At 60.2% G+C, this 26,595-nt stretch carries 25 protein-coding genes; 5 read left to right on the forward strand and 20 right to left on the reverse strand.

Going from position 1 to position 26,595, the window contains the following annotated elements; all coding sequences use genetic code 11:
* Position 1: 1 nt before the first annotated feature.
* The 5 genes from pglA to HQN82_RS14375 form a co-directional block, all read right to left on the reverse strand.
* Positions 2–1,555, reverse strand: a complete 1,554-nt coding sequence (gene pglA / locus HQN82_RS14355; RefSeq protein ID WP_022562645.1) for a polygalacturonase PglA — start codon at positions 1,553–1,555, stop codon at positions 2–4.
* Positions 1,556–1,669: 114 nt separating this feature from the next.
* Positions 1,670–2,938, reverse strand: coding sequence for an ABC transporter substrate-binding protein (locus tag HQN82_RS14360; RefSeq protein WP_022562646.1), 1,269 nt, complete (start codon positions 2,936–2,938; stop codon positions 1,670–1,672).
* Positions 2,939–2,981: 43 nt separating this feature from the next.
* Positions 2,982–4,082 (reverse strand): ABC transporter ATP-binding protein, encoded by a 1,101-nt coding sequence (locus HQN82_RS14365; protein WP_022562647.1) that lies wholly within the window; start codon positions 4,080–4,082, stop codon positions 2,982–2,984.
* A gap of 2 nt (positions 4,083–4,084) precedes the next feature.
* Entirely contained in the window at positions 4,085–4,969 is an 885-nt protein-coding gene (locus HQN82_RS14370; protein WP_022562648.1) for a carbohydrate ABC transporter permease, read from the reverse strand.
* Between the two features lie 4 nt (positions 4,970–4,973).
* On the reverse strand, positions 4,974–5,855 hold the full coding sequence (locus HQN82_RS14375) for a carbohydrate ABC transporter permease (RefSeq protein ID WP_004444977.1): 882 nt from the start codon (positions 5,853–5,855) through the stop codon (positions 4,974–4,976).
* A gap of 212 nt (positions 5,856–6,067) precedes the next feature.
* Here HQN82_RS14375 and HQN82_RS14380 point away from each other — a divergent pair, with 212 nt between their 5' ends.
* Positions 6,068–6,994: a helix-turn-helix domain-containing protein gene (locus HQN82_RS14380; protein ID WP_004444978.1), complete on the forward strand. Its 927-nt coding sequence runs from the start codon at positions 6,068–6,070 to the stop codon at positions 6,992–6,994.
* Between the two features lie 29 nt (positions 6,995–7,023).
* Here HQN82_RS14380 and HQN82_RS14385 read toward each other — a convergent pair whose 3' ends face one another.
* The 8 genes from HQN82_RS14385 to kduI form a co-directional block, all read right to left on the reverse strand.
* The gene (locus HQN82_RS14385) at positions 7,024–8,304 is read right to left on the reverse strand and encodes a TRAP transporter large permease (protein ID WP_004444979.1); all 1,281 of its coding nucleotides are present in this window, start codon (positions 8,302–8,304) and stop codon (positions 7,024–7,026) included.
* Complete coding sequence (locus HQN82_RS14390; RefSeq protein WP_022562649.1) at positions 8,305–8,826, reverse strand: TRAP transporter small permease; 522 nt, start codon at positions 8,824–8,826, stop codon at positions 8,305–8,307.
* Between the two features lie 70 nt (positions 8,827–8,896).
* The gene (locus HQN82_RS14395; RefSeq protein ID WP_022562650.1) at positions 8,897–9,874 is read right to left on the reverse strand and encodes a TRAP transporter substrate-binding protein; all 978 of its coding nucleotides are present in this window, start codon (positions 9,872–9,874) and stop codon (positions 8,897–8,899) included.
* A 142-nt stretch (positions 9,875–10,016) separates the two neighbouring features.
* The gene (locus HQN82_RS14400) at positions 10,017–10,895 is read right to left on the reverse strand and encodes an amidohydrolase family protein (RefSeq protein WP_173615106.1); all 879 of its coding nucleotides are present in this window, start codon (positions 10,893–10,895) and stop codon (positions 10,017–10,019) included.
* Complete coding sequence (locus HQN82_RS14405; protein WP_022562652.1) at positions 10,892–12,028, reverse strand: D-galactarolactone cycloisomerase; 1,137 nt, start codon at positions 12,026–12,028, stop codon at positions 10,892–10,894. The genes HQN82_RS14400 and HQN82_RS14405 overlap by 4 nt, the downstream gene beginning before the upstream one ends.
* A 23-nt stretch (positions 12,029–12,051) precedes the next feature.
* A complete protein-coding gene (gene kdgD / locus HQN82_RS14410; RefSeq protein WP_173615107.1) occupies positions 12,052–12,963 on the reverse strand; it encodes a 5-dehydro-4-deoxyglucarate dehydratase in 912 nt (303 codons plus the stop codon).
* A gap of 112 nt (positions 12,964–13,075) precedes the next feature.
* Positions 13,076–13,819 carry a 2-dehydro-3-deoxy-D-gluconate 5-dehydrogenase KduD gene (gene kduD / locus HQN82_RS14415; RefSeq protein WP_022562653.1) on the reverse strand — a complete coding sequence of 248 codons (744 nt, stop codon included), beginning with the start codon at positions 13,817–13,819 and terminating at the stop codon, positions 13,076–13,078.
* Positions 13,816–14,640 carry a 5-dehydro-4-deoxy-D-glucuronate isomerase gene (gene kduI / locus HQN82_RS14420; protein WP_006700393.1) on the reverse strand — a complete coding sequence of 275 codons (825 nt, stop codon included), beginning with the start codon at positions 14,638–14,640 and terminating at the stop codon, positions 13,816–13,818. The genes kduD and kduI overlap by 4 nt, the downstream gene beginning before the upstream one ends.
* Before the next feature lie 137 nt (positions 14,641–14,777).
* Between kduI and HQN82_RS14425 the strand changes: the two genes are divergently transcribed.
* The 3 genes from HQN82_RS14425 (at position 14,778) to HQN82_RS14435 (ending at position 16,775) form a co-directional block, all read left to right on the forward strand.
* A complete protein-coding gene (locus tag HQN82_RS14425) occupies positions 14,778–15,575 on the forward strand; it encodes an NAD-dependent epimerase/dehydratase family protein (RefSeq protein WP_022562655.1) in 798 nt (265 codons plus the stop codon).
* 107 nt (positions 15,576–15,682) lie between these two features.
* Complete coding sequence (locus HQN82_RS14430; protein WP_022562656.1) at positions 15,683–16,420, forward strand: FadR/GntR family transcriptional regulator; 738 nt, start codon at positions 15,683–15,685, stop codon at positions 16,418–16,420.
* A gap of 37 nt (positions 16,421–16,457) precedes the next feature.
* Complete coding sequence (locus tag HQN82_RS14435; RefSeq protein WP_173615108.1) at positions 16,458–16,775, forward strand: cupin domain-containing protein; 318 nt, start codon at positions 16,458–16,460, stop codon at positions 16,773–16,775.
* An 8-nt stretch (positions 16,776–16,783) separates the two neighbouring features.
* On the opposite strand, the gene HQN82_RS14440 is transcribed toward HQN82_RS14435, so the two are convergent.
* The 6 genes from HQN82_RS14440 to HQN82_RS14465 form a co-directional block, all read right to left on the reverse strand.
* On the reverse strand, positions 16,784–18,016 hold the full coding sequence (locus HQN82_RS14440) for a M24 family metallopeptidase (protein ID WP_022562657.1): 1,233 nt from the start codon (positions 18,014–18,016) through the stop codon (positions 16,784–16,786).
* A gap of 315 nt (positions 18,017–18,331) precedes the next feature.
* Entirely contained in the window at positions 18,332–20,335 is a 2,004-nt protein-coding gene (locus HQN82_RS14445) for an aldo/keto reductase (protein WP_022562658.1), read from the reverse strand.
* Between the two features lie 45 nt (positions 20,336–20,380).
* Positions 20,381–21,466 (reverse strand): ABC transporter ATP-binding protein, encoded by a 1,086-nt coding sequence (locus tag HQN82_RS14450; protein WP_173615109.1) that lies wholly within the window; start codon positions 21,464–21,466, stop codon positions 20,381–20,383.
* 11 nt (positions 21,467–21,477) lie between these two features.
* Entirely contained in the window at positions 21,478–22,314 is an 837-nt protein-coding gene (locus tag HQN82_RS14455) for a carbohydrate ABC transporter permease (protein ID WP_022562660.1), read from the reverse strand.
* Positions 22,311–23,171 carry a carbohydrate ABC transporter permease gene (locus HQN82_RS14460; protein ID WP_022562661.1) on the reverse strand — a complete coding sequence of 287 codons (861 nt, stop codon included), beginning with the start codon at positions 23,169–23,171 and terminating at the stop codon, positions 22,311–22,313. Before HQN82_RS14460 ends, HQN82_RS14455 begins: the two co-directional genes overlap by 4 nt.
* Positions 23,172–23,424: 253 nt before the next feature.
* Positions 23,425–24,696: an ABC transporter substrate-binding protein gene (locus HQN82_RS14465; RefSeq protein ID WP_022562662.1), complete on the reverse strand. Its 1,272-nt coding sequence runs from the start codon at positions 24,694–24,696 to the stop codon at positions 23,425–23,427.
* An 86-nt stretch (positions 24,697–24,782) separates the two neighbouring features.
* On the opposite strand from HQN82_RS14465, the gene HQN82_RS14470 reads away from it, so the two are divergent.
* On the forward strand, positions 24,783–25,679 hold the full coding sequence (locus tag HQN82_RS14470) for a helix-turn-helix domain-containing protein (RefSeq protein WP_169692187.1): 897 nt from the start codon (positions 24,783–24,785) through the stop codon (positions 25,677–25,679).
* A gap of 13 nt (positions 25,680–25,692) precedes the next feature.
* On the opposite strand, the gene HQN82_RS14475 is transcribed toward HQN82_RS14470, so the two are convergent.
* Positions 25,693–26,547 carry an AraC family transcriptional regulator gene (locus HQN82_RS14475; RefSeq protein WP_004445008.1) on the reverse strand — a complete coding sequence of 285 codons (855 nt, stop codon included), beginning with the start codon at positions 26,545–26,547 and terminating at the stop codon, positions 25,693–25,695.
* Positions 26,548–26,595: the final 48 nt, after the last annotated feature.

The following is a 26,595-nucleotide window of genomic DNA, read 5'->3' on the forward strand; positions in this document are numbered from 1 at the left end:
CTCAATCGCGATCTGAAACAGTGGAAATGGAAGCGTCGCTCAGCATGGCAGGATCGTCGCAGACTATATGTGTCTGCTCGACAACAATCGCCTCATGGCGCATGGGACGAACCCGGTCAGCCATGATGGGAGGTGCGGCGATGGCCGATGGATCGCGCGAGACGATGGTGAGATTGCGGATGGCGACATTGCGGATGGGTGCTTCGGGAAGGCCGAGAAAGACTGCCGCAGCATGGGCGAGATTGCGTATTTCGACATCTTCCACGGTAATTCCATCGATGAATGGCGTGCCCTTGTCGATCGGCGCCGGCTGCCGCGACTGTACCCGTTCGTCATGTCCATCAGCATCGCAATGATAGTGTGCATTGGCGGAAAGCGCGGTTTGCACGCCGTCCAGCAGCACCCGGCGCATGGCGATATTGCTGACGATGCCGCCCCGTCCGCGCCGCGTCTTGAGGCGCAGGCCGCGATCCGTGCCGACCATGTCGCAATCCTCCACAGACACGTCATGCACGCCGCCGGACATTTCCGAGCCGATCACCAGCCCGCCATGGCCGCGCTCCATCAGACAATGGCGCACACGAATGCCACGGGTTTCCGCGAGATGATCGTCCTCGCCATCCGGGCCGCGCTTTCCTGCCTTTACGGCGATGCAATCGTCTCCGACCGAAAAACGAACGCCCGATATCGTGACGTTGCGGCAGCTTTCAGGATTGAAACCATCGGTGTTCGGGCTGTCATGCGGCGCGTTGATGGTGAGGCCGGCAGCGATCAAGTCTTCGCAGCCCTGCGGATGGATTGTCCATGAGGCGGCGTTTTTTATCGTAAAGCCGAGAAGCTGGATCTTGCGGCAGGAAACGAGATGCAGGCCGCGCGGCCGCCGCCCGCCGTCACGTGTTTCTTTTGGCCAGCTCCACCAGTCACCCCTGTCGCCCGAACCATCGAGAACGCCCCTGCCCTCAATGATGAGATTATCTGTCCCGATGGCATGAACCGGCGCGGCGAAACAGGCATCCGGAAGGCCTTCCCAGCTTCCGAGCATATGGCCCGCATCATCGCGTGCCGGCAGGATCGGCCAGGCTTTACGGCTCGAAGGGGCGCGCAGCACGGCTCCCTCGGCAAGATGGAAGGTCATGTTGCTTTTGAGGCGGACAGGGAAGGACGTCCAGAGACCGGCCGCAAGCCGCAATGTGCCGCCATGCGGCACCGCAGCCACCGCCCTTTCCAGCGCCTCGGCATTGGCACGCGCGCCCTCTTCATCATCGAGCGCGACATCCGGCGTCAGGGACAACGCCGCAGCCTCCACAAGCCCGGCGCAAGGGCTGGTTCTGAACTCCAGCGCTGCGAACCCCTCGGCCTCGAACAGATAGCAGGTATCCGGTAAGAGATCATGCAGCAGCGTCACCACGGTCGCAGTTTCGCCGCGCCGCTCGTCGCCTTCCTTCGACGACAAACGCCACTCTGTCCTCGCCGGAAGGAAATGGCGAGCGCCGGGTGCGGCGAGGCAAAGCGCTGCCGTTCGCGCTGAAGACGCGATGATAAGAGGTTCGTTCATGTTCATTTCCCGTCTTTCGTCCCTATCCGGCCAGGCCCTGGCGGACATGCCTCGCATGTTCCGGCAGCCGGTCAGTGAGCCCGCCGCCACGGACGCGGCGGCGGGAGATTGCCGTCAATCGAACTTCGCCAGAACATCATTGGTGGAATCGACGATCTGCTCGGCCGCCTCCTCCGCCGTCAGCTGGCCATAGGCATATTCTTCCAGCGTATCGATGAAGGCCGAGCGGATTTCCGGATGTTCGTTGAAGGGCGATACCACCGGCCCGGATGCGGCCATGACGATGGCATTGGCGGCGCGCACTTCCGGCTCGCCCTTGTCGCCCAGACGTGCAGCCGCAGCCTTGGAGGCGGGCAGGCCGCGTGAGGTGCCGAGTGCATCAATGCCTTCCGGTTCGTTCAGCAGGCAGTTCAGGATTTGCGCGGCCGCTTCCGGGTTCTTCGAATTTTTCGAGATCGAAAACACCATGGAGGGCTTACGATAGACGCCTTCGGTTACGGCATCGGCAAGCTTCAGCATCGGGAACGGTTTCAGAACCTGCCCTTCCTTGAGCGGATCGGCATATTTTGAATAGGTCGAATCCCATTCATAGGAGCCGGCAATGCGGCCTTCAGACCAGGACGGCTTTTCATAAAGATTGACATTGCCATCGGCCGCTTCCTCTTTCTGGGAGCGGATGGATCCGGTTTCGACCAGCTTGCCGACAAAGGAGATGCCCTCGGCCAGTTCCTCCGGCGTCCAGGCCACGCGGTTTGTCTTGGGATCGACCAGATCCTTGCCGGTTTTCTGCACAACGGCCAGCGTCACCAGAAGCTGGGCGGTCTCCTTGACGGCGTTGAAGGTATAATAGTCCTTGCCGAGCTTTTCCTTGATGGTCTTCGTCGCCGCGAAGAACTCATCCCAGGTCTTCGGAATTTCGACACCCGCCTTTTCGAAGGTCGTGGCATTGAAGAAGAAGACGCGGCCGGTGGTGGAAACGGAAAGCCCCTGCAGCACGCCATTCATCGACCCCGCCTCCAGATCGCTCTCGGCCCATTGGGAAAGATCGAGCGGCTTCAGCTGGCGCAGATCGGCAAAACCTTCGCCATTCTTGGAAAACAGCGGCAGCCACGGCCAGTTGACCTGAACGATATCAGCTTCCGTCTTGCCCGCCATCTGGGTGGTGAGTTTTTCGAGATAACCGTCGAAACCGGTGAACTCGCCCTTGATCGTGTGGCCGTATTTCTCGCCACAGGCGGCAATCGCTTTCTGGGTGGCGACATGGCGGCTCTCGCCGCCCCACCATGACATGCGCAGTTCCGCGGCACCTGCCGCAGGAGCGGTCGCCATCGCCACATAAGCGGCACCGGCAAGCATCACCATCATTCTGGCCATCATCTTCATTGTTCTTCTCCTCCTCGAAAAATCAGGCACGCCCGTCCGCTCCTCACAGCGAAACGTTGCGCCCATCGGCCTTGTCGAAAATATGCAGCTTCTCCGGGTCCGGCTTCAGGCGCAGAAGACCATCGCGGCCGAGCGCCTCGAATTCCGCCGCGCCGACGACGCTGACGACCTTCTGGCCGCCGAGATCGGCGTGCAGATAGACCTCGTGGCCCATGAATTCCGCATTGGTGAGTTTCGCCTGCAGCGCCGGACCATCGGTCGCCTCCGCCAATGAGAGATGCTGCGGACGGATGCCGATGACGGCGTCCGTGGGTCTCGCCGATAGTCGCTGTTCCAGATGCGCGCCGATCGGCAGGCGCTGACCGGCGATCACGAATTCAGTACCCTCGATTGCCACATCCACGAGGTTCATTTCCGGCGTGCCGATGAAGCCGGCGACGAAGAGATTGGCGGGATGGTTGTAAAGCTCCTTCGGCGTCGCGACCTGCATGATGCGACCTGCCTGCATGACGCAGATGCGGTCACCCATGGTCATGGCCTCCGTCTGGTCATGGGTGACGTAGATAACAGTCGATGACAGGCCTTCCGCTTTCAACTGCCGGTGCAGATCGGTAATGCGAACCCGCATGGAAGCGCGCAGCTTGGCGTCGAGATTGGACAGCGGCTCGTCAAACAAAAACACACCCGGTTTCTTGATGAGCGCACGGCCGAGCGCCACACGCTGCGCCTGCCCGCCGGAAAGCTGCTTCGGCAGACGGTCGAGCAGCGGCTCGATCTCCAGGATGCGCGCGACATTGTCGATGGCCTTCTCGATCTCCGGCTTGGCGACACCGGCGATCTTCAGGCCGAAGGCGAGATTGCCGCGCACCTTCATATGCGGATAAAGCGCATAGTTCTGGAACACCATGGCAATGGAGCGCTTGCCGGGCGGCAGGTCGTTGACGCGCTGATCGCCGATCAGGATTTCACCACCGGTAATTTCCTCCAGCCCCGCCACCATGCGCAGCGTCGTGGATTTGGCGCAGCCCGAAGGGCCGACGAACACCATGAACTCGCCATCCTTGACGTCGAGATTGATGCCGTGCACCGCCTTGAAGCTGCCGCCATAGACTTTTTCGAGATTTTTAAGTTGAACGCTTGCCATTTTCAGCCCTTGACCCCGCCAGACGAGATCCCTTCAATGAAATACCGTTGCGCCGCGAAGAACACGATCAGCGCAGGCGCGATCGTCAGCACCGACATCGCCAGGATGCGGTTCCATTCAAAGGCTTCGGTGGTGTCGATGGAGAGTTTGAGCGCCAGGCTCACCGGATATTTGTCGACCGAGGACAGGTAGATCAGCGGACCGAGAAAGTCGTTCATCGTCCACATGAACTGGAACAGACAGACCGAGATCAGCGCCGGCGCCAGCATCGGTACGACGATGTAGACCAGTGTCTGCAGGCTGTTGGCGCCGTCCACCCGGGCGGCCTCTTCCATGTCCGAGGGCAGCGAGCGCAGGAACTGCACCAGCATGAAGACAAAGAAGGCATCACCGGCGAAAGCCGAGGGCACCCAGAGCGGCAGGAAACTGTCCAGCCAGCCGAGATCGCGAAACAGGATATATTGCGGAATGCGGGTGACGACATTGGGCAGCAGCAGAATGGCGATGACCGAACCGAACAGGATCTTCTTCAGAGGAAAATCGAAGCGGGCAAAGGCATAGGCCGCCATGGTGCAGGAAATCGCCGTGCCGATGACCTTCGGCAGGATGATCAGGAACGAGTTCCAGAAGAACCGGCCGAAGGTGTAGGGCGTCGAGGTTTCCCAGCCGCGGATATAGCCATCCAGCGTCGGGTTTTCCGGGATGAAACCGGCACCGGAGAAGATTTCCGAATTGGTCTTGAAGCTTGCGCCCACCAGCCAGATCAGCGGGTAGAGCATGACGAGTCCGACCGCGAAGAGAAGCACGTAGCGGACCGAGGTGGAGACGAGCCTGAGCCGCGCCCGGCGCGCCGCCTGCATGTCGTTTAGGGTTGCGATATCGGTCATGGCATCAGTTCCGCTTGTCGCCGGCGTAATAGACCCACTTCTTCGAGGACCAGAAGGCCACGAGGGTCAGCACGGTGATGATGGTGAAGAGCACCCAGGCGATAGCGGAGGCATAGCCCATGTTGAACTTCTTGAAGGCCTCGTCGTAGATATAAAGAGGCAGGAGATAGGTGGACTTCAGCGGGCCGCCCTGGGTGATGATGTAAGGCCCGTTGAACTCCTGGAATGCCTGCACCATCTGCATGATGAGGTTGAAGAAGATCACCGGCGTGAGAAGCGGCAGGGTGATGAAGAAGAAGGTCCTCACCTTGCCGGCGCCATCGATGGCAGCCGCTTCGTAAAGCGATTTGTCAATGGATTGCAGGGCCGCAAGGAAGATCACCATGGCCGAACCGAACTGCCAGCAGCGCAGCAGCGTGATGGTGAAAAGCGCATTGCCCGGATCTCCGAACCAGTCCACCGGCGACAGCCCCACGGCGGCAAGCGCCATATTGGCAAGGCCTTCGCTGGCGAAGATATAGCGCCACAGAACCGCAATCGCGATCGAGCCGCCGAGGATGGAAGGCACGTAAAAGGCGGTGCGGAAAAAGTTGATGAACTGCAGCTTATAGTTGAGTATCGCCGCAATGAACAGCGCAAAGGCAAGCTTCAGCGGCACCGTCAGAAACACATAGAACAGGGTGACGTTCAGGGATTTCATGAAGGTGCGGTCGCGGGTGAACAGCCGCTCGTAATTGGCAAGCCCCGCCCAGCTGGGATCGCTCATCAGGTCGTAGCGGGTGAAGCTGAGATAGAGCGAGCCAAGGAACGGAATGGCCGTGAAGACCAAAAGCCCGATGATGTAAGGCGTCAGATATCCCAGCCCCAGGAAGCGCTGAGATTTCATGACGCTCCTCCCCGCGCCCCGGCGGAACGCGACTGACAGAATACAATTTCGTACAAGTGATTCTCCCGGAACGGCCAGCGGCAGGCGCAATAATGCGTATTTCCTCGCCGCGACCGATCTCCTCCCTCATTGATACGGCGCGTAAAAGCAATTTATGCGGTGACAAAACCAAATTTCAGCGCCAAGGTGAATTAACAAAGACGAGGAAAAAGATGGATGAAATCGAAGGTGGTATTCTGTCATCCGTTCCGCCTGCGGCGCTCAACCTCAACCTGACGCGCGCGACGATCAAAATGGAGCACTCCCGTACCTGGCAGATCGACAAGTCCAATCCGGTGGACGATCTCATCATCTGCCTGGAGGGGCGCGGGCACTATCTCGTTGATGGCGAAGCAAGGGTACTCGAGCCCGGTGACGCCATGCTTATTTTCCGAGGGCAACGCTTTGTGGGGTGGAACGAGCAGGCCGTGACCTATCGCGGCGTGGCGCAGCATTTCACGCTCGATATTTACGGCCGCCACAACCTGATCGCGCAGATGGACCTGAAACCGAAACTTCGGCTGAGCCGCTGGTCGCTTCTGGAGCCGCTGGTGCGCCACTACCGGCAGAGCGCGCCTCCTTCCTCCGTCACTCTGGGTCAACATCATCTCTTCATGGTGCTTCTGATCGCCTTCATCGATGACGCGTTTCTGGGTTGGGTCGACCGCCCGAGTTTTCAGCCGGAGGGTACGGAAGGCCTCGACCTTGCGGTGATGAAGGCGATCACGATGATTTCCGCCAATCCGTTGGACCCCGACATTGCCGGGCGGGCCACCGATGCGGCGCCCTATAATCGCGATTATTTCCTGCGGGAATTCCAGAAGCGGGTGGGACGGACGCCGCGCAAATATCAGGAGTTCAAACGCATGGAACGCGCCATGCATTTTCTCGAGGCCGGACTTTCGGTCTCGGCAGCGGCGGCCGAGGTGGGTTATGGCGACCCCTATTATTTCTCGCGCATGTTCAAGCGGACATTGGGATTAAGCCCGCGTGACCATATGAACCGGATACGCCGCAGCCGGCACGGCAACCTGATGGCATTTGACGAGCATGAGCAGCAAAGGCTGCTTGCCGACGAAACGGAAAAGGCCCCGGCATAACGGGGCCTCCTCGTTTGAAAGCGCTGGAATTACCGGAACAGTGACGGCAACCACAGGGATAGCGACGGAATATAGGTGACAGCAAGCAGCACTGCGATGCTGGCGCCGAAGAACGGCCAGATCGTCCGCATTGCCTCCCGTATCGATATGCCGCCCACCGCGCAGCCGACGAAGAGCACCGTTCCGACCGGCGGCGTATTGAGACCGATGCCGGCGTTCAGGATCATCACCACGCCGAAATGCACGGGGTCGATGCCGAAGGCCTTTACGACAGGCAGAAGCACCGGCGTGGAAATGATGACCATCGGCGCCATGTCCATGAAGGTGCCGAGCAGCAGCAGGATGATGTTGATGACAAGCAGTACGATGATCGGGTTGTCCGAAATCGCGCTGATTGCGGCAATCATCAACGTCTGCACCTGCAGAAAGGCCATCAGCCAGCCGAAGGACGCCGCCGTGCCGATGACCAGCAGCACCATGGCCGTGGTGCGGACAGCACCCATCACCGCTTCCACGAAGCCGTCCCAGTTGAGTTCGCGATAGACCAGCATGGCGACGAGGAAGGCATAGAGCACGGCGATGCAGGAACTCTCCGTGGCGGTGAAGATGCCCGAACGCACGCCGCCGAAGATGATGCCGATCAGCAGGATGCCGGGAAACGAGGCCAGCAGATAATACATCAGCTTCGAGAAACCGGGGAAAGGCTCGGACGGATAGCCCTTGCGCCGGGCGACGATATAGGCCGTCACCATCAGCGCTGCTGCAAGCAACAGGCCCGGAATGATACCGGCGGTGAAGAGATCGGCCACAGAGACATTGCCGCCCGCCGCGATGGAATAGAGGATCATGTTGTGCGAGGGCGGGATCATCAGCGCAATGATAGCGGCGTTGACGGTGACATTGACGGCGTAATCCCTGTCGTAACCGCGTTTTGCCATCTGCGGTATCATCAGCCCGCCCACCGCAGAGGCATCGGCCACGGCCGAGCCGGAAATGCCGCCGAACAGTGTCGAAGCCACGATGTTGACCTGACCGAGACCGCCGCGCAGGTGCCCCACGAGGCCTGCCGCGAAGCGGATGAGGCGGTGGGCGATGCCGCCGCGCACCATCAGGTCACCGGCGAAGATGAAGAACGGTATCGCCATCATCGCGAAGACATTCATGCCGGAATTCATCTGCTGGAACACTACGATGGGCGGCAGGCCGAGATAAAGAACCGTGGCGAAGGACGCGATGCCGAGACAGAACGCGATCGGCGTTCCGATCAGCATCAGCAGGGTGAATACCCCGAAGAGAATGGTGTAAGCCATTTATGCGGCCTCCTGCACGATCACGTCTGCAGCGATTTCCTCGCCGATGGAAAGATCGACGAAACGTTCGGCAGCAAACAGCGCGATAAGGAAACCGCCGCCGATCAGCGGAAAGAAATCCGTCCCGCCCGGCCAGCCGAGAACAGGGATCGTCGCCGTCCATGTCCCCATGGCAAGCGAGGTGCCATACCAGGCCATGCCGGCACCGAAGAAGAAGATCAGCGCAAGGCTTGTCAGGTCCATTCCCTTCTGCACGCGCGGCGGCATCATGTAGCGCAGAATATCGAGCCCCAGATGCACGCTCTCGCGCACGCCGACGGCGGCGCCAAGCATGATGAACCACGACATGAGATGCAGCGACAGCGGCTCAGACCAGCTGGGTGAATCGTTGAGAATATACCGCGCAAAGACCTGCCAGCCGACGATAAGCGTCATGGCGATCATGCCGATACCGGCAATATAAAGCGACGCGTGGCTGAGCGCGCCGAGAAAAGGGCGGATGGCCCGCATGAAGTGTCGCATTGTCTGTTCCTCCCGCATCAACGGCGACAAAAGAAAACCGGCCCTGTTTCCAAGGCCGGTTTCCCACGCGTTACTTGACCGCTTTCACCCGTTCCAGAAGGTCCTTCATCTTCGGATCGGTGACGAACTTGTCGTAGACCGGCCCCATCGCGGCAGCGAATTCCTCCTTGTTGACCTTGATGACATTGACCCCGCCAGCCCGGACCTTTTCTTCCGATGCCTTTTCGCGGGCGCTCCACAATTCGCGCATCTTGCCGACCGAATCCTTGGCCGCCTGGCGCAGCAGCTTCTGGTCTTCCGGGGAGAGCTTGTCCCAGGAGATCTTCGAAATGACGAGGATTTCCGGGTTCAGAGAATGTTCGGTCAGAGAATAGTTCTTTGCCACCTCATAATGACGGGCGGATTCGTAGGATGGCCAGTTGTTTTCGGCACCATCGACAACACCGGTTTCCAGTGAGGAATAGACCTCGCCCATCGGCATCGGCGTCGGGTTGGCGCCGAAGGCCTGCATCATCGAAATCCACAGATCAGACTGCTGCACACGGATTTTAAGCCCCTTCAGGTCCGCCAGTTTTTCGATGGGTTTTTTAGTGGTGTAGAAGGATCGCGCGCCGGAATCGTAAAAGGCGAGACCGACGAGGCCGTGCGGTTCGAAGGCGGCCAGAACCTCATCACCAATCGGACCGTCGACCGTATTGTGCATGTGCTGCGTCGAGCGGAACAGGAAAGGCAGACCAAGAACGGTGGTTTCCTTGACCAGATTGTTGAACGGCGCGGCATTGACGCGGTTCATGTCGATGACGCCAAAGCGGGTCTGCTCGATGGTGTCCTTTTCGCCGCCAAGAACGGAATTGTTCATCACCTGGATCTTGATGCGGCCATTGGTCCGCTCCGCCAGAAGCTCGCCCATATATTTCACGGCTTCGACCGTGGGATAACCGTCCGGATGAATATCGGCCGAACGCAGGGTGATTTCCTGCGCCATGGCGGAAACGCCTGACAGCGCAATCCCCATCGCGACGCACATCATGCTTGCAATCTTTTTCATGCTTTCCTCCTCCATTGTTGAAACGATCCAGCCCCTCCAAGGCTATCGGACCGATTTTTTCACGCCCATCCGGGCCGGCATGCAAAGACCTTTCATGTGAAAAGGATGATGGGCCTCCCTTCCCCAACCATCCCGGATTGACCTATGACGCCTTGAATGGCGGCAGCTTGAACAGCTCTTCGGGGTTTTCGACCAGCGCCCGATGACGCGCCGCCTCATCCGGAAGCCAGCCAAGCGTCAGTTCCGCAAGGCGGGCATCATCAGGATAGGCAGCCGTCTCGCGTACAGAATTATGCGGCCAGTTGGTGCCCCAGACGATGCGTTCCGGCGCATGCGCCGCGATCACCCGCGAAAAGGCGGCGACATCCTCGTACGGCCAGCTTTCGCGGGAGCTTTCATAAACGCCGGCGAATTTGAACCACAGATTGCCGCCGTCGATGAGTTTCAGAAGCGCCGCCATTTCCGGCCCATCGGTTTTGAGGCCCTTGAAGAACTTGCCGTGATGATCGAACACCCAGCGGGAGCGGATTTTCTGAAGACGCGGCAGATGGTCGAGAAGACCGTTTCCGTCGAACTGCACCGCCACCATCCAGTCGGCCGCATGCGCCCGCTCGTCCACCGCTTCCAGTTCGGAAAGGTTCACAGCGCCACCCGGCAAATCCATGATACGCGCGCCGACCGCACCCGCGGCGGCAAGCTTCTCCATGTCCTTTTCGCTCGTGGTGGCATCGATGATGACGACCGCGCGCGCCGCCTCGCCCATCTCGGCAACACAGGTCAGCGTATTGTCATTGTCTCGCTGATGGGCATTGCCCTGCGTGATGATGACCCGGTCTATGCCGAGCCATTGCATGAGGCGACGATAATCCTCCGGTCCCGGCAGGGCGCCCGGCGGAAGGCCGGGGCCACCCGGCAAGGCGGGATATCCGGGCAGATACATGTGCATCTGCGTATCGACCGCGCCTTTCCGGAAAGCGGGTTTCGGCGCGGTGCCGCTCAGCTTTCTGACGAGTTCACTCATGGGTCTGGCATCCTGAATTCAACGAGTGCATCCCGGTTGATCTCGATGCCGAGACCGGGACCATCGGGAATGGCGACGATACCGTCCACCGCTTCGAGAGGTTCACTGAGAACCGCCTGACGGAACGGATTATGGGTGCGGTCAAATTCCATGATCGGTTCGATGGGATTGACCCGCACCGGATCAGGCGTCATCGCCGCCATGAATTGCAGCGCGGCGGCGATCTGTACGCCGGTGCCCCAGACATGCGGCACGATGCGCACGCCGTGCAGCGTGGCAAGCGTGGCAATCTTCTGCGTTTCCGAAAAACCGCCGCAGCCGCAGAGATCGGGCTGGAGAATATCCACGGCACCGGCGGAAAGCGCCTGCCACATGCCGTGACGCCCATGCCAGGTCTCGCCGCCCGCAACCGGGATCGGCTGCCCTGCCCGTACACGCTGATAGGCATCGAGCTGTTCGGGAACCACCGGCTCCTCAAACCAGTCGATGCCATAGTCGGCGGCGCGGTTGCCAAGCGTGACGGCTTCGGTGACCGTATAACCGTGATTGGCATCGATCATCAGCCGCATGTCAGGCCCGATCGCCTCTCGAACCGCGGCTATGACCCTGAGGTCCTCCTCGATGCCGAAGCCGATCTTGATCTTGCAGGCGTGGAAGCCGTCAGCGCGGCGCTCCGCCATTTCGGACGCATTGTCTGAAACGCGGTCGACACCATGACGCTTGAAACTGCCAGTGGCATAGGCGCGCACGCTCTCGCGCCAGCGCCCGCCGAGCAGCATCGAGATGGAAGCACCGTAATGCTTGCCCTTGATGTCCCACAACGCGATATCGATGCCGGACAGGGCCGTAAGACTGAGGCCGCGCTGGCCCTGATCGCGCAGGGCATTATAAAGCACGGCCCAGATCTTTTCGGTCTGGCGAGGGTCCTGGCCGATGAGCCAGCCGGAATAAGCCTGGACCACGGCGGCGTTCGGCCGCGCCGGGCCGAGGCATTCGCCCCAGCCGACGGTCCCGTCGTCGCATTCGATTTCCACCAGAACATGGGCCCGCCGGTCGAAACGCATGGAGGCGCTTTCGAACGGCGTGTCCAGACGATGTTCGAGCAGATGCGTGCGCACCGCTGTGATCTTCATGGCTCCCCTCCCATTAAGCGTCCTCAGGCCTTGCGCTTGTGCGTGCCGATCAGGGCTTCGAGCATGCCGATTTCCTCATTCGTGAGGTCCTTCAGCGGCGCACGCACCGGACCGGCATCAAAGCCCTGCAGGCGGACGCCGGCCTTGATGGCGGAGACGGCATAACCCTTGGCGCGGTTGCGGATCGCCATGAATGGATAGAAGAAATCGACAAGAATGCGCTCGCAGGTGGCACGCTCGCCGGCGCGCAGCGCTGCGTAGAACTCGTTGGCAAGGCCGGGCACGAAGTTGAATACGGCCGAGGAATAGGTAGTGAAACCGGCACCGAGATAGGCTTCGGCGAACAGTTCCGCGGTTGGCATTCCGCCGAGATACATCAGGCGGTCCCCCATCTTGGCGGTGATCTGGCGAACGAGGCCGATATCGCCGGTGCCGTCCTTGAAGCCGACAAGGTTCGGGCACTCGTCGCACAGCCGCGCCAGCGTATCGGCCTGAAGAACCGAGTTGTCACGGTTATAGACCATGACACCGATGCCGACCGACTGACACACCTTCTTGATATGGGCGTAAAGCCCTTCCTGCGGCGCATCGATGAGGTAATGCGGCAGAAGCAGGATGCCATCGGCGCCGACCTTTTCGACGGAGCGGGCGATATCGACCGCAATTTCAGTGCCGTAACCGCAGCCGGAAACGATGGCGGTTTCGCCGGCGACTTCCTTGGCGGCGGAAACGATGGTCGGAATCTCATCCGGCTTCAGCGAAAAGAACTCGCCGGTGCCGCCTGCGGCAAACAGCACGGGCGCCTTGTAACCGGCAAGCCATTCGACATGAGCCCTGTAGCTGTCGGCAGCGAAACGGCCCTCGGAATCGAAATGGGTGACCGGGAAAGACAGAAGGCCGGAGCCGAGAGCCGTTTTGATTTTTTCAGGGTTCATGATCGGTATTCCTTTGAAGTTCAATGACTGAAAGTCACCTAAACCACTTGCCGTATATTTGTCAACAATTCATCATACAAGTTATATGATGAATTTTACAGGCGGGCGCGGCTCAGCGCGCCAGCCAGCCGCCATCGACATTGAGAATGGCGCCATGCACATAATCCGCCGCCGGCGAAGCAAGGAAAACCGCCGCCCCGGCTATATCGTCTGAATGACCCCAGCGGCCAGCCGGAATGCGCTCGAGAATGGCCCTGTTGCGGGCCGCATCCGCGCGCAGCGCCTCTGTATTGTTCGTTTCGATGTAACCCGGCGCAATCGCATTCACATTGATGCCCTTCGCCGCCCACTCATTTGCCAGAAGCTTGGTGAGACCGGCGACGCCATGTTTTGCAGCCGTATAGGACGGCACACGAATACCCCCCTGGAACGACAGGAGCGAGGCGATATTGACGACCTTGCCGGGGCGGCCGTTCGCCAGCAGCTCCTTTGCAAAGGCCTGCGTGGTGAAAAACAGCGCCTTGAGGTTGACGTCCATCACCTCGTCCCAGTCCAGCTCGGAAAATTCAACGGAATCGGCACGGCGGATGATGCCGGCATTGTTGACGAGAATGTCGAAACCGGCACCGGCAAAACTGTCTTTTGCCGCCAGCGGATCGGCAAAGTCGATAGACAATGCGCTGGCCTTGCCGCCGTCCCTCGCGATGATGGCAAGCGTTTCATCCGGCGCACGACGGGCGGCGCAGACGACGTCCGCACCGGCAGCGGCGAGACCCACCGCAATCGCCTGGCCGAGCCCCGTATTCGCGCCGGTGACGAGCGCCTTGCGCCCCTGAAGCGAAAAGGGGTTCCTCATTTCAGGTCTCCCGGCTGAATGAAGTCCATGTCGGTATAGTCGACATTGTCGCCGGCCATGGCCCAGATGAAGGTGTAGGAGCCGATGCCCGCACCGGAATGAATGGACCAGGGCGGGGAAATCGCGCCTTCTTCATTTGAAATGAACAGGTGGCGGGTCTCCTGCGGCTCGCCCATCAGGTGCAGCACGCGCGACTTTTCGTCCATGCCGAAATAGAGATAGGCCTCCATGCGACGGTCATGAATATGCGAGGGAATAGTGTTCCAGACCGAGCCGTCCTCCAGTGTCGTATATCCCAGCACCAGCTGGCAGCTTTCCATGACCAGCGGATGGATGAACTGGTTGATGGTGCGCTTGTTGGAGGTTTCGGTTGCGCCAAGCTTGACCTCCTTGCTGTTCGCCAGCGTCACCAGCTTCGCCGGCAGGCTGCGATGCGCCGGGCACGAGGTGATGTAGAATCGCCCGGCGCCGTCGAAGGTCACCGCGCCGCTGCCGGCACCGAGATAAAGCACGTCACCGCGGTTCAGCGTGTAGGTTTCGCCGCCGGCGCTGACCGTGCCCGCCTCACCGATGTTGACGATGCCCATTTCACGCCGATCGAGGAAGGAAGGCGTCCTGGTTTCCTCCACCTTGTCGAGCGTCAGCGGCTTTCCGTCAGGCACGGCGCCGCCCATCACGAAGCGGTCGTAATGGGTGTAGATCAGCCTGATTTCACCGGAACGGAACATGTCGCTGGCGAGGAAATGCCGGCGGAGACCTTCGGTATCCAGCGTTTTTGCATATTCCGGGTTCACGGCCTGCCTTGTTTCGACGGTCAGCATCAAACTCATCCTTCATGATTGTTGCGTATGGCACATAATATATGTTATCCGCTTTTTGTACGATCTGTATGACAAGGTCAAGAGGCGCCGCCATATCTGACTGCGTCGATGACGTATAATGCTGATGGAGAATTGCGATGAAACGGCTTCTTGTTACCGGTGCGGCAGGTCAGCTCGGCCGCGTCATGCGCGAACGCCTCGCACCGGTGGCCGAGATATTGCGCCTCGCCGATCTAGCTCCGCTAGACCCGGCAGGCCCGAACGAGGAATGCGTGCAGTGCGACCTGGCGGACGCAAATGCCGTTGATGCCATGGTCGCCGGTTGCGACGGGATTATCCACCTTGGCGGCATATCGGTGGAAAAGCCGTTCGAACAGATCGTTCAAGGCAACATCATCGGGCTTTATAATCTCTATGAAGCCGCCCGCGCCCATGGACAGCCGCGGATCGTTTTTGCCAGCTCCAACCACACGATCGGTTATTATCCCCAGACGGATCGTCTTGGCCCCGACGCCCCCTTCCGACCGGACGGGCTTTACGGCGTCTCCAAGTGTTTTGGCGAAAACCTGGCCCGCATGTATTTCGAGAAGTTCGGGCAGGAGACGGCGCTTGTGCGCATCGGCTCCTGCACCCCGGAACCCACCAATTATCGCATGTTGTCCACCTGGTTCTCACACGACGATTTCGTATCGCTGATCGAGGCGGTATTTCGCGCACCGATCCTCGGCTGCCCCGTTGTATGGGGTGCGTCTGCCAATGACGCCGGCTGGTGGGACAATTCGCATCTCGGTTTTCTCGGATGGAAACCCAAAGACAATGCGGAGGCCTTCCGGCGGCACATTGCCGAGACAACGCCGAAACCCGACCCCGGCGATGCCATGGTGCGGTTTCAGGGCGGTGTTTTCGTCGACAACCCGATCTTCAAGGCGACGTGAAACGCGGCAGGAAACGTTCCCGGCAGGCGGTGGGATTGCAAGCCGGGCCGCGAATAACGTATCGAGGAACGGTAGACGCAACCGATATTTTTAGAACGGCGACGAAGATGACAAGAACGACGACCTCCGAACCGGCAGCGCCACAGGCCAAAACGCTTGTGGTGAAGGTTTCGGAGGAACTCCGCGGCCAGATCGCCAAGGGCCGTTACAAGACTGGCGACCGCCTGCCATCGGAAGCGCAGATGACACAGGAATTCGGCGTGAGCCGAACCGTTGTGCGCGAGGCGATTGCCTCCCTGCGCTCAGACGGTCTCGTCGAACCGCGTCAGGGCGCCGGTGTCTTCGTACTGGAGCCCGCCCCGGTCGAACGGCGGCCTTTCCATAATGTCGATCTGGCCCGCGTCTCCTCGCTGATCGAAATGCTGGAACTGCGCACCGCGGTGGAAGGCGATGCCGCGGGCCTTGCTGCGATCCGCCGTTCGCCGGCGCAGGAAGAAAAGATCATCGAGGCCTTCGACGCCTTCCGCGCCAGCGCCGCCAAGGGCAGCCCGACGGCCGAGGCCGATTTCGCCTTCCATCTGGCCGTTGCCGAAGCGACCAACAATCCCCGCTTCAGCGAGTTTCTGCAGGTGCTTGGCCCGACCGTCATTCCCCGCCGCGCCGTGGCCGAAAACGGCTCCGAGACCGTGCTTTCGCCCGCTGATCTCAGCCGTCTGGTGGGAGAGCACGAGGCGATACTGATCGCGATACAGGACGGCGACGAGGAGGCGGCGCGAAGCGCCATGCGCAACCACCTGAAAAGCAGCCAGATGCGATACCGCGCGATGTTGCGCGCACCGCGCTGAGATTGCCGCCTGAACCGCATTGACTGAGGAGAAAGATATGCAGCAGCTTCCGACCTTCCCCACTGTTTCGCCCGACGATGGCGTACAACGCACCGTGCTTTCCGAAGCGCCCGAACTGATGGTGGTATCGTTCCGTTTCAAGACCGGCGCAGAAGGCAAGCTGCACAGCCATCCGCATGTACAATCGACCTATGTCGCCAGCGGCAGCTTCCGCTTTTACCGTGATGGCGAGGCCTACGACCTCAAGAAGGGCGATAGCCTCGTCATTCCCGGCCATATCGAGCATGGCTGCCTGTGTCTGGAAGAGGGCGAACTGATCGACTGCTTCACGCCGCGCCGCGACGATTTCCTCTGATCCGGCGATCAGTCCGCAGATAAATCCCGTAGAGTGCGTGGCAGGCTGTTCATGCACTCTGCGCCAGATGCGGTGACGAGGAACTGGTCCTCGATCATCAACGCACCCACGCCTTCCCCATAAAACGGCGCTTCGAGCGCGACGACCATGCCGGGACGAATGAGTTCCGGATTGTCGTGGGAAAAGAACGGCCATTCCTCGATACCCACGCTGCCACCAACGGAGTGGCCGAAGTGGCCGCGATAATATTCACCGAAGCCGTCCTTGCGCATCGAGGCCAGCATGGCGGCGTGCACTGCACCGAATGTATTGCCCGGGCGGAGCGCGTCCAGCCCGCGGGCGAAGGCCGCTTCCAGAGCCTTGAAGATATCGCCCGCCAAAGGCGAAACCGGCCCCCATGAAAAAGTCCGCGCGCCATCCGAAGAATAGCCGTCCACCAGCGTGCCCACATCGGCCTTGATCAGCGCACCCGGCGCGACCGCTGCCGTCATATCCGACAAAGCCGGGCCGACCGAAATGAAGTCCCAATGCCCGCTCAACGAAAAACCGGATTTTGCGGCATATGCCTGCGCGCCGGATTTCCAGGCGGCAGAGAGTTGACCAAGGGCCGCCCCCGGTCGGACGGCGGCTGCCATCTCGACCAACCCCGCCTCGGCGGCGGCTGACGCCTGCCTGAGAAGTTTGATCTCGCGTTGGGATTTCACCGCCCTCAGACGTTTCAGCACAGTCGAACCATCAACCCAGTTCACCTCGGGCAGCGCCTGACGCAGGGCGAAAAAATCGGCGGCGGGCATGAATTCAAGGTCGGCACCGATGCGCGCCGCGGACAGTCCGCGCTCCCGCAGCAGATCGGAGAGCAGGCCGAAGCAGGCGGTACGATCGAATGTCTCCGGCCGCGGCCCACCTGAATTGTTGCGGCGATAGGCATCATCCACCTGCGCGATGGTTTCCACACCCGAAAGATCGACCAAATCGATCCAGATGCGATGGCAGCGCAGATCGATATCAGGTGCCGCCCTCCTGATGATCGGCGCGGCATGATCACTGACGACGGCGGCCAGCCCTGCCCCGGCATCGGCAGGCACCAGCGCAATTGCGGAACCCGCTTTGCCCCACATGGTCGCAACACCGGCAGGCGCACCAACCGCATAACGAAAGGCCTCGGGCTGGAACAGTACAAGCGCATCAATCTCCGCCTCCCGCATCAGCTGCTGGGCGCGGCCTCGGTCGATATCGCTCATGGGAACTCCGGTGATTGTTTGGCGGCAGGTTTTTGAACCTACGCTTTAGCAGTCACCGGGATAGGAAAGAAGGTGGAAGATGATGTCTCAACCCTGAGATTCATCAGTGTGAGCGAGCGGATGCCCCTTGTTTCTTCTCCCCGCCGGGGAGAAGTCCGCGGCAGCGGGATGAGGGGGCGAGGGTCGAGATATCAGGAGAGCTTGCCCCCTCATCCGACCCTTCGGGCCACCTCCCCGGCGGGGAGAAGAAATATGCCGCAACAGCTTGCCCTATCCGAAAGAGGCGGCGGATAAATCCGTAGCCTCAATCCACTCTTACGCCTCCAGCCACTTCACCTGCTCGTCCGTCAGCGCAATATCAAGCGCCGAAAGACTGTCCTCCAGCTCCGCAATCGTGCGCGGCCCGATCAGCGGGATGACCGGGAAAGGCTGGGCGATGACATAAGCGAGAGCGATATGGATTGGGTGGCGCCCGAGTTTCTGCGCAAGCTCGATCGCCCGATCGCGACGGACGAAATTGCGGTCGGAATACCAGACGCGGACGATTTCCTCATCGTCATGCTTGTCTCGCCCTGCCCGCTCGGTGAAGAAACCGCGCCCCTGGCTGGACCAGGCGAAATTGGGGATTTGTCGGGATTTCAGCCATTCTTTCCATTCGTCATCCGATGCCGCCACGCAGCCTGCCCAGATGGGATCGAGCATTTCGGCAAGCGAGAAATTGTTGGAAAGCGCGCCGGGGGCCTGTTTGCCGTTCTTCTGCGCGTAAGCCGCGGCCTCATCCATGCGTTCGCGCGTCCAGTTCGAGCCACCGAAAATGCCGCGAATGCGCCCGCGCCGAACCTCGGCATCCATGGCATCAACGAACTCGCCCACCGCGATGTCGAGATTATCGCGATGCATGAAATAAACATCGACGTAATCCGTCTTCAGACGCTCCAGCGACTGATCTAGCTGTTTGGCGATCATATCGGGATAGCAGAGCGGCGAATGCGCACCCTTGCCGATCAGCACGATCTCTTCGCGCGGCACGTTGCGGCTGGTGTGCCAGTCGCCGAAAATCGCCTCCGTTTTGCCGCCGCCATAGACATAGGCCGTATCGAAGAGATTGCCGCCGGCCTCGTAAAAGGCATCGAGCGTCAGGGATGCGGACGCGAAATTGGGGAAGAATTCGAAACCGAGCGCGACTACGGAAGCGGGTTTGGCAAGGCCCGGTATCTGCCGCTTCGGGACCGTATTTCCGGCCACGACCTTGCCACCGGCAATATTGGCGATGCGCGACGTCGCCTTTTCGACGCTGTATTCCAGCCCGATGGAAGCCCGCCACTGGTCCATCACACGCAGGTTGCCGAGGCTGTCCGCCCAGGCCATGCCGGGTGCATCGAACTCCTTTTTACCCTGGCGAATTGCTTCACCCGCCGCATCGACCTCGAAAGAATAAAGCCAGCGATCCTCCGGCAGCTCGATGGTTTCGACCTTGTCGCCGCTGATGATATCGATCCGCCCGGTGCCGCCCTTGTGGCCAGCGGCAAACCAGAAATCCCTGACCTCGATCCGGCCGTCCGAACCGATGATGCGCAGCACATTGTCCTGCGCCGCCATGATCGAGCACGAGACTTCGGCGACGATGCCGTTTGGGAATTTCAGCACGGCCGAGGCCCATTCATCAACGCCCGACTGGCCGAGATGGGCAGCACCCGCCACTTTTTCGGGCTCCGCAAAAGGCTTTCCATCCACAGCGCCTGCGATCATCCGCACCATGGAAACCGGATAACCGCCGACATCGAGAATGCCGCCGCCCGCGGTTTCATTGGCGAAGAGCCGGTGATCGGCCCGGAACGAGCCCATGTTGAAACCGAAGCTGGAGCGGATGATGCGGATATCGCCGACCGCACGGGCTTTCACCAGTTCCAGGAGCTTTGCCGTCTGCGGATGCAGGCGATACATATAGGCCTCACCGGCGAAAACGCCGGCCTTTTTTGCCTCGTGGAAAATGGCGTCGGCATCATAGGCCGAGAGCGCAATGGGTTTTTCCACCAGCACGTTCTTGCCGGCCCGGATTGCCTTGATTGCCCATTCGGCATGGCCGGTGTGGGGCGTGGCGATATAGACCGCGTCGATAGCCGGATCGGCAAGCAGAGCGTCGTAACCCTTGACAATGCGCGCGCCGGCAAAGGCTTCGGCAAGGCCCGGCTTGTCCGGGTTGCGGGTGGCGATGGCCTCCAGCCTGCCGGTGCGGGAATGGGCGATACCGTCAGCAAAGGTTCTGGCGATGGTGCCCGGGCCGATGATGCCCCAGCGGATCGGTTGTTCGGTGGTCATGAAATCCTCGTCTTTCGTATCGGTCTTGGGTGCTTGGGAAAGGGTTCAGCGCAGGCGTTGGCCCTTGCTGTCGAAAAGGAAAGCCCGGCGGGCGGAAAGGCCGACCGTCAGCCGGTCGCGATTGCCGACATCACGCGATTCCGGCCGCTCGATGATGAGCTGTTCGTCGCCTTCGGTTCGGGCATAGACATAGCTGGTATTGCCGAGATGCTCGGCGACATCGACATGCACGGTGAGATCGGAATCGCCCCCGCCCGCATCGGCAAAATGCTCCGGCCGGATGCCGAGCGAGACCCTGGCGCCCGCGTTGACGCGCTCTTTGATCGGCAAAGTCAGCCGCACCGCAGGATCGCTGTCGAGGGCAAGCGTGACGCTGTCGGCGCCGCCGCCGATGACAGTGGCGTCGAGAAAGTTCATCTTCGGCGAGCCGACAAAGCCGGCGACAAAGCGGTTGGCGGGATCGTCATAGAGATCGAGCGGCGCACCCACCTGTTCGATATTGCCCGCCCGCAGCACGACGATCTTGTCGGCCAGCGTCATCGCTTCGGTCTGGTCATGCGTCACATAGATCATCGTGGTGCCGAGCTGCTTGTGCAGGCGCGAAATTTCGACGCGCATCTGCACACGCAATTCCGCATCGAGATTGGACAGAGGCTCGTCGAACAGGAAGACCTGCGGCTCGCGCACAATGGCCCGGCCGATGGCCACACGCTGCCGCTGGCCGCCGGAAAGCTGTTTCGGCCGGCGATCCATCAGTTCATTGATCTGCAGGATTTCGGCGGCGCGGTTGACCCGCTTTTCCGTATCGGCCTTTGGGTTGCCGTTCATCCTGAGGCCGAAGGAGAGGTTTTCGGCCACCGTCATATGCGGATAAAGTGCATAGGACTGGAACACCATGGCAATGCCACGATCGGCCGGATCAGCATCACTGACCGTCTTGCCGCCGATGACGATGTCGCCGCCGGAGATATCCTCCAGCCCGGCGATCATTCTGAGAAGCGTGGATTTTCCGCAGCCGGACGGGCCGACAAAAACGACGAATTCCCCGTCTTTCACCTCGAGATTGGCGCCATGGATCACCTCCAGCGCACCGTATCGCTTGACCACGTTTTTGAGCGAAAGTTCCGCCATGCGGCCTCCCCTTACTTGACTGCCCCGGCTGAAATGCCGGCGATGAAGTGACGCTGCAGGACCACGAAAACCACGAGAATGGGTGCGGTCAGCAGCACCGCGCCGGCCATGATGCCGCCCCATGACACCTTGGTGAGCCCGATAAGCGTGCCAAGCGCCACGGGTGCGGTCATCATTCCTGGGCGGGAATTGATGAGAAGCGGCCAGAGGTAATTGTTCCACGAGGCCAGGAAGAGAATGATGGAGAGCGCCGCCATTGTGGGCCGCGCCAAGGGCAAAGCAATGCGCAGAAAAATCTGCCATTCCTTGACGCCTTCCACCCGCGCGGCATCGAAAAGCTCCGTCGGCATCATCGAGAAGGATTGCCGCATGAACAGCACGCCAAGCGAGTTGAAGAGCGGCGGCACGATCAGCGCCACCCAGGTATTGGCGAGCTTGAATTCCCGCGCCACCATGATGAATTGCGGAATGACGACGACTGCAAACGGCAGGGTGATGGTGCCGAGAATGATAGCGATCACCACGCCGCGTCCCGCAAAACGGTAACGCGCCAGCGCCCAGCCAGCCATCGACGTCAGGAAGACCGAAAGGACGGTGTAGATGCAGGCGACGGTGATCGAGATGAACATGGCCCTGAGGAAATTCGTATCCGCCTGCAGGTTGTTGAAATTCTCGATGAAGTTGGTGGACGGCACCAGAACGATATCGGGGCTGAAGATGCCGTAATCCGGCATGGTCGAGAACACGAACATCATCCACAGCGGAAACAGCCAGATGACGGCAAGTGGCGTCATCAGCGCATGCAGCGCGATCTTTTGCCAGAAAAGCGATCTCGATTTCGATCTCATTTCGGCTCCCTCCCGACCCAGAGATTAAGCAGCGAAATGGCGATGGCGAGCGCCGCCATGGTGTAGGCGATGGCCGAGGCGTACCCGAAATTGAGCGAGGTGAAGCCCTGCCGATAAAGGAAAAGTCCCAGCGTTTCCGTGCCGCCGCCCGGCCCGCCCCTGTTGGTGATGAGGAAGGGTTCCGCAAAGAGCTGCATGGTGCCGATGACCGACAGGACAACGCAGAACAGGATGATGGGCTTGAGGAGCGGCAGCGTGATATGAAAGAACTGCTGGCGCTTGCTCACCTTGTCCAGCGTCGCCGCCTCATAGACATCGCCGGGGATCGATTGCAGCCCGGCGAGGATGATGATGGCGTTATACCCCGCCCAGCGCCATGTCACTGCAATGATGACCAGCGCCATGGCCGCATTGGCATTGTCGAACCAAGAGATGGGCGCAAGGCCGACTGACGTGATGAGCTTGTTGATGATGCCAAAATCGGCGCTGAACATCAGCCGGAACACCGCCGCATAGGCCACCTCGCCGACAACGACAGGCGCGAAGAAGGCAAAACGATAAAGCGGCCGCGCTTTCAGCAGCGGCGAATTCAGGAGCACCGCCATGACGGTGGCGAGCGCGATCATGACCGGCACCTGAATGACCAGAATGATCAGCGTATTGTAGAGCGCGTTATAAAAAGCCGGATCTGAGACGAGCCGCCCCCAGTTCATGGACGGTGCAAACCGCCACGGGTTAATGCGGGTATTCTGGAACGACAGCATGAACGAGCTGATGATCGGCCAGACCCAGAAGGTGGCGAAAATCAGGAGATAGGGCGCAAGGAACGCATAAGCGATCCTGTTCCTAGACGGCATGACGACCTCCAGATGCCGGACATGGGCCGGATAAATGGAAAAGCTTGAAGGCCTGCCCGATTTCGAGGGCGAGACCATTGCAAGGCGGTGCGGCCTATTTCTTGTCCCCAAGGGGGAGAAGGTGGCCCGAAGGGTCGGATGAGGGGGTTAGCTCGCGATCTATCACCAACGTTGCCCCCTCATCCCGCTGCCGCGGACTTCTCCCCATCGGGGAGAAGAAGCCCGTGGCACCCGCTCGGTCCTGGCCGCCGGCTTACTGCGCGACAGGCAGCCCCGTGGCCGTTTCGATCTGCTTTGCCGCATCATCGAGCGCAGCCTTCGCATCGGGATAGCCACCCGCGAAATATTTCGTCTGCGTCGCCTTGTAGATCGCATCCGCATCGGACTGGAATGCCGTGCCGCGGCTTGGAACGATCTTCGGCAGCGTGGCGAGGATATCGGTCCAGACCGCCTGCCCGCCCCAATAGGGGTGCTTTTCCTTCACGAAGGGATCGTCGATGGCTGACAGCAGCGAGGGAACGAGGCCGAAGGATTTCAGCATCGTCACCTGGCCTTCATTGGTGGTCAGCGCGTAGTCGATATATTTCCACGCCGCTTCCTTGTGCTCGGACGTCGAACTGATCGCCAGCGAAGACCCGCCGAGATTGGCCGCATGCGGACCGTCAGGCGTGAGGCTCGGCATCAGATAGACGCCCCATTTGCCCGCGAGATCGGGCGAGCCGGAGCGGATCGTGCCCTCGTACCAGGCGCCATACATCTGGCTTGCGGCCTTGCCGGCGGTATTGGCCTGGATCTTTTCATCCCAGATCGCCGCCGTGATGATGCCGGCGTCCTTCATTTCCTTGACCTTTTCAAGGGTCGCGACACAGGCGGGCTGGTTGATGGTGATATTCTGGCCATCGGTCGAAAAGTAACCGCATCCCTGCTCATTGGCGATCATGCGGAACCATTCGCTGTCGCCGTTGAAATCGGCCTGCGCCATGACCGTTCCGGGATTGGCAGCCATGACCTTCTTGCCGGCGGCGATGAAATCATCCCAGCTCTTGATGGTGGCCGGATCGACGCCTGCCTTTTCATAGAAGTCGCGGCGATAGAAAACCGCTACCGGGCCGGAGTCCCACGGAACCGCATAGGCGACACCGTCAACCTCCAGTTCCGTGCGCTTGAAATCGGGGAAAAGCGCCTGTTTCTCAGGCGTATAGCCAAGTTCGGTCAGATTGGCGAAACAATCGGGGAAACGGCTCCAGAACAGTTCCGCTTCGAAATTTTCAATGGTGACGATATCAGGAAGACCATCGCCCCCGGCGGCGCAGGCGGCCAGCGTCTTGTCAAAAACCTGATTGTTTCCAAGGTCTTCAACGACGATCTTGATATCCGGATTCTGCTTGTTGAAGCCCTCTACCGTGGATTTCAGCGCGGAAGCCGCGACATTCCAGCTCCAGATGGTGACGGTCTCGGTTTGCGCGAAAGCCGGGGCTGCAAGAAGCAGCATGGCCGTAGACGCGCCAAGAAATTTCAAGCACATTGAAAACCTCCCTTTTTCAATTGCCGTTCTTCAGCGAACATGGGCACATTACCGGCGGCAGGAAATCTGTCTCGTAAAAAGGGAACATCGATTTGGCGGAAAGTAAGATTGCTGAAAGAGCCTTCTACCAGCCGGGTGCAAGCAGCATCGAAGGCATGCCGACAACCCTTCAGCTTTTTCACAATCACCCGCCCATCATGCTCAGGCCACACTGGCACGCGCAGGTGGAGGTGAATTACGTGATGGCGGGATCGGTGCATTATCGCATGGGCGATCATGACCTTACGCTTAATTCCGGCCAGATGTGCATCTTCTGGGGTGGCCAGCCGCACCAGATGGACCACTCTTCCGACGATTCGTTTTACGCCGGCGCGCATCTTCCGCTCGTGCACTTTTTCCGCATGCGCCTGCCCGCTACCGTTTCGAGCCTACTGATGGGCGGTGCGACGATGGTGAGTGCTGAGACGGACAAGGCAGACGCCGAAAATTTCGGCCGCTGGTTTCGCTATGTCACCTCCGGCGACCCGGCGAAAGCCCAGCACGCGGTGGAAGAATTGCTGCTCAGGGTCGAGCGGATGTTCCTCGAGCCATACTCCGTCATATCTTCCGCCGCCAGCGGCAAACGCAGAGAGAATGATGAGGGCATGGCGCCCTCCATCGGCGTGGTACGCATGTGCGATTTCATTGCCGCCAATTTCCTCGACGATATCGACGCAACCGACATCGCCCGCGCCGCCGCGCTTCACCCGAAATATGCGATGAACCTGTTCCGCAAATCCACCGGCATGACGCTGATCAAATATCTGACCCTGCTCCGTCTTTCGCGCGCGCAGGCCATGCTGATGACGGGCAAGGACAATATCCTGCAGATCGCCATGGAAAGCGGTTTTGGCTCGGTCAGCGCATTCAACAAGGCATTCCGCCAGATATCAGGCATGTCGCCTTCCGATTTCCGCCGCGACATGCGGGCGGCGGCGGCGTAGAGCACCCGCGCCCTTAGCCACCCATCTCTTCAAAATCGGGAAAAGCAGCGCTGCGCTGCCGCGCCGCCTGGCGATAGGCGCGGGGCGAGCTGCCCAGCATTCGCCGGAACATCGTTGTAAAAGCGGGGATGTTTTCATAACCGGCATCCAGCGCCACGTTCGTCACGGCCTCCCCCGCCGCCAGCCGCGGCAGGGAGGCGAAGATGCAGGCCTGCTGACGCCATGTGGCGAAGCTCACCCCCAGCTCCTTGCGAAACAGACGCGTGAAGGACCGGCGGCTGATGCCCATGGCCGCCGCCCAGTCATCGATCTCCACCCGCGCCACGGGCCTGTTGAGGAAATCCCGGCAAAGCGCTGCCAGCCGCTGATTGTCCGGAAATGGCAAACCCAAAGGGCGTTCCGGCAGGCGGTTCACTTCATCCAGCAAAAGTGCGCGCACGAGACCCTGCCGGTGAAAAGCAGCTGGCTGATGTTCCTCGGCCAGCAACTCGGAAATCAGGCTCGAGGCGAGATCTGTTATTTCCACGACCCTTGGAGAGGTTGCCTGGAAGAGATCGGGATGGACATAGATGGAGTGCATCTCGACATTGGAGATGACTTCGGCCTCATGTTGCAGACCGGCGGGAATGAGCAACCCGTGACCCGGCGGTATCATCCAGCGCCCATCCGCCGTGCTGACCAGCACCACCCCCCGGCGCGCGCACCATATCTGCACGCGACTATGGTTATGAGGCGGCGTGCGATGCCCCGTCGGATAGATGCGATGGAGCGCCAGCACCGGCTCATTGGTGCCGTCGATCAATTTCAGGCTGCGCTCATGCTCCTCGAGCGTCACACCGACTGTCTGTCGCGATTTGATTTTTGCCATTTGGCCCACTCACAAAGAAACTCGTCCAGAACACAAATGCAGGCCAGA

Origin of the sequence: Agrobacterium pusense (assembly GCF_013285525.1) — a bacterium.
In the GTDB taxonomy this organism is placed as follows: Bacteria; Pseudomonadota; Alphaproteobacteria; order Rhizobiales; family Rhizobiaceae; genus Agrobacterium; species Agrobacterium pusense.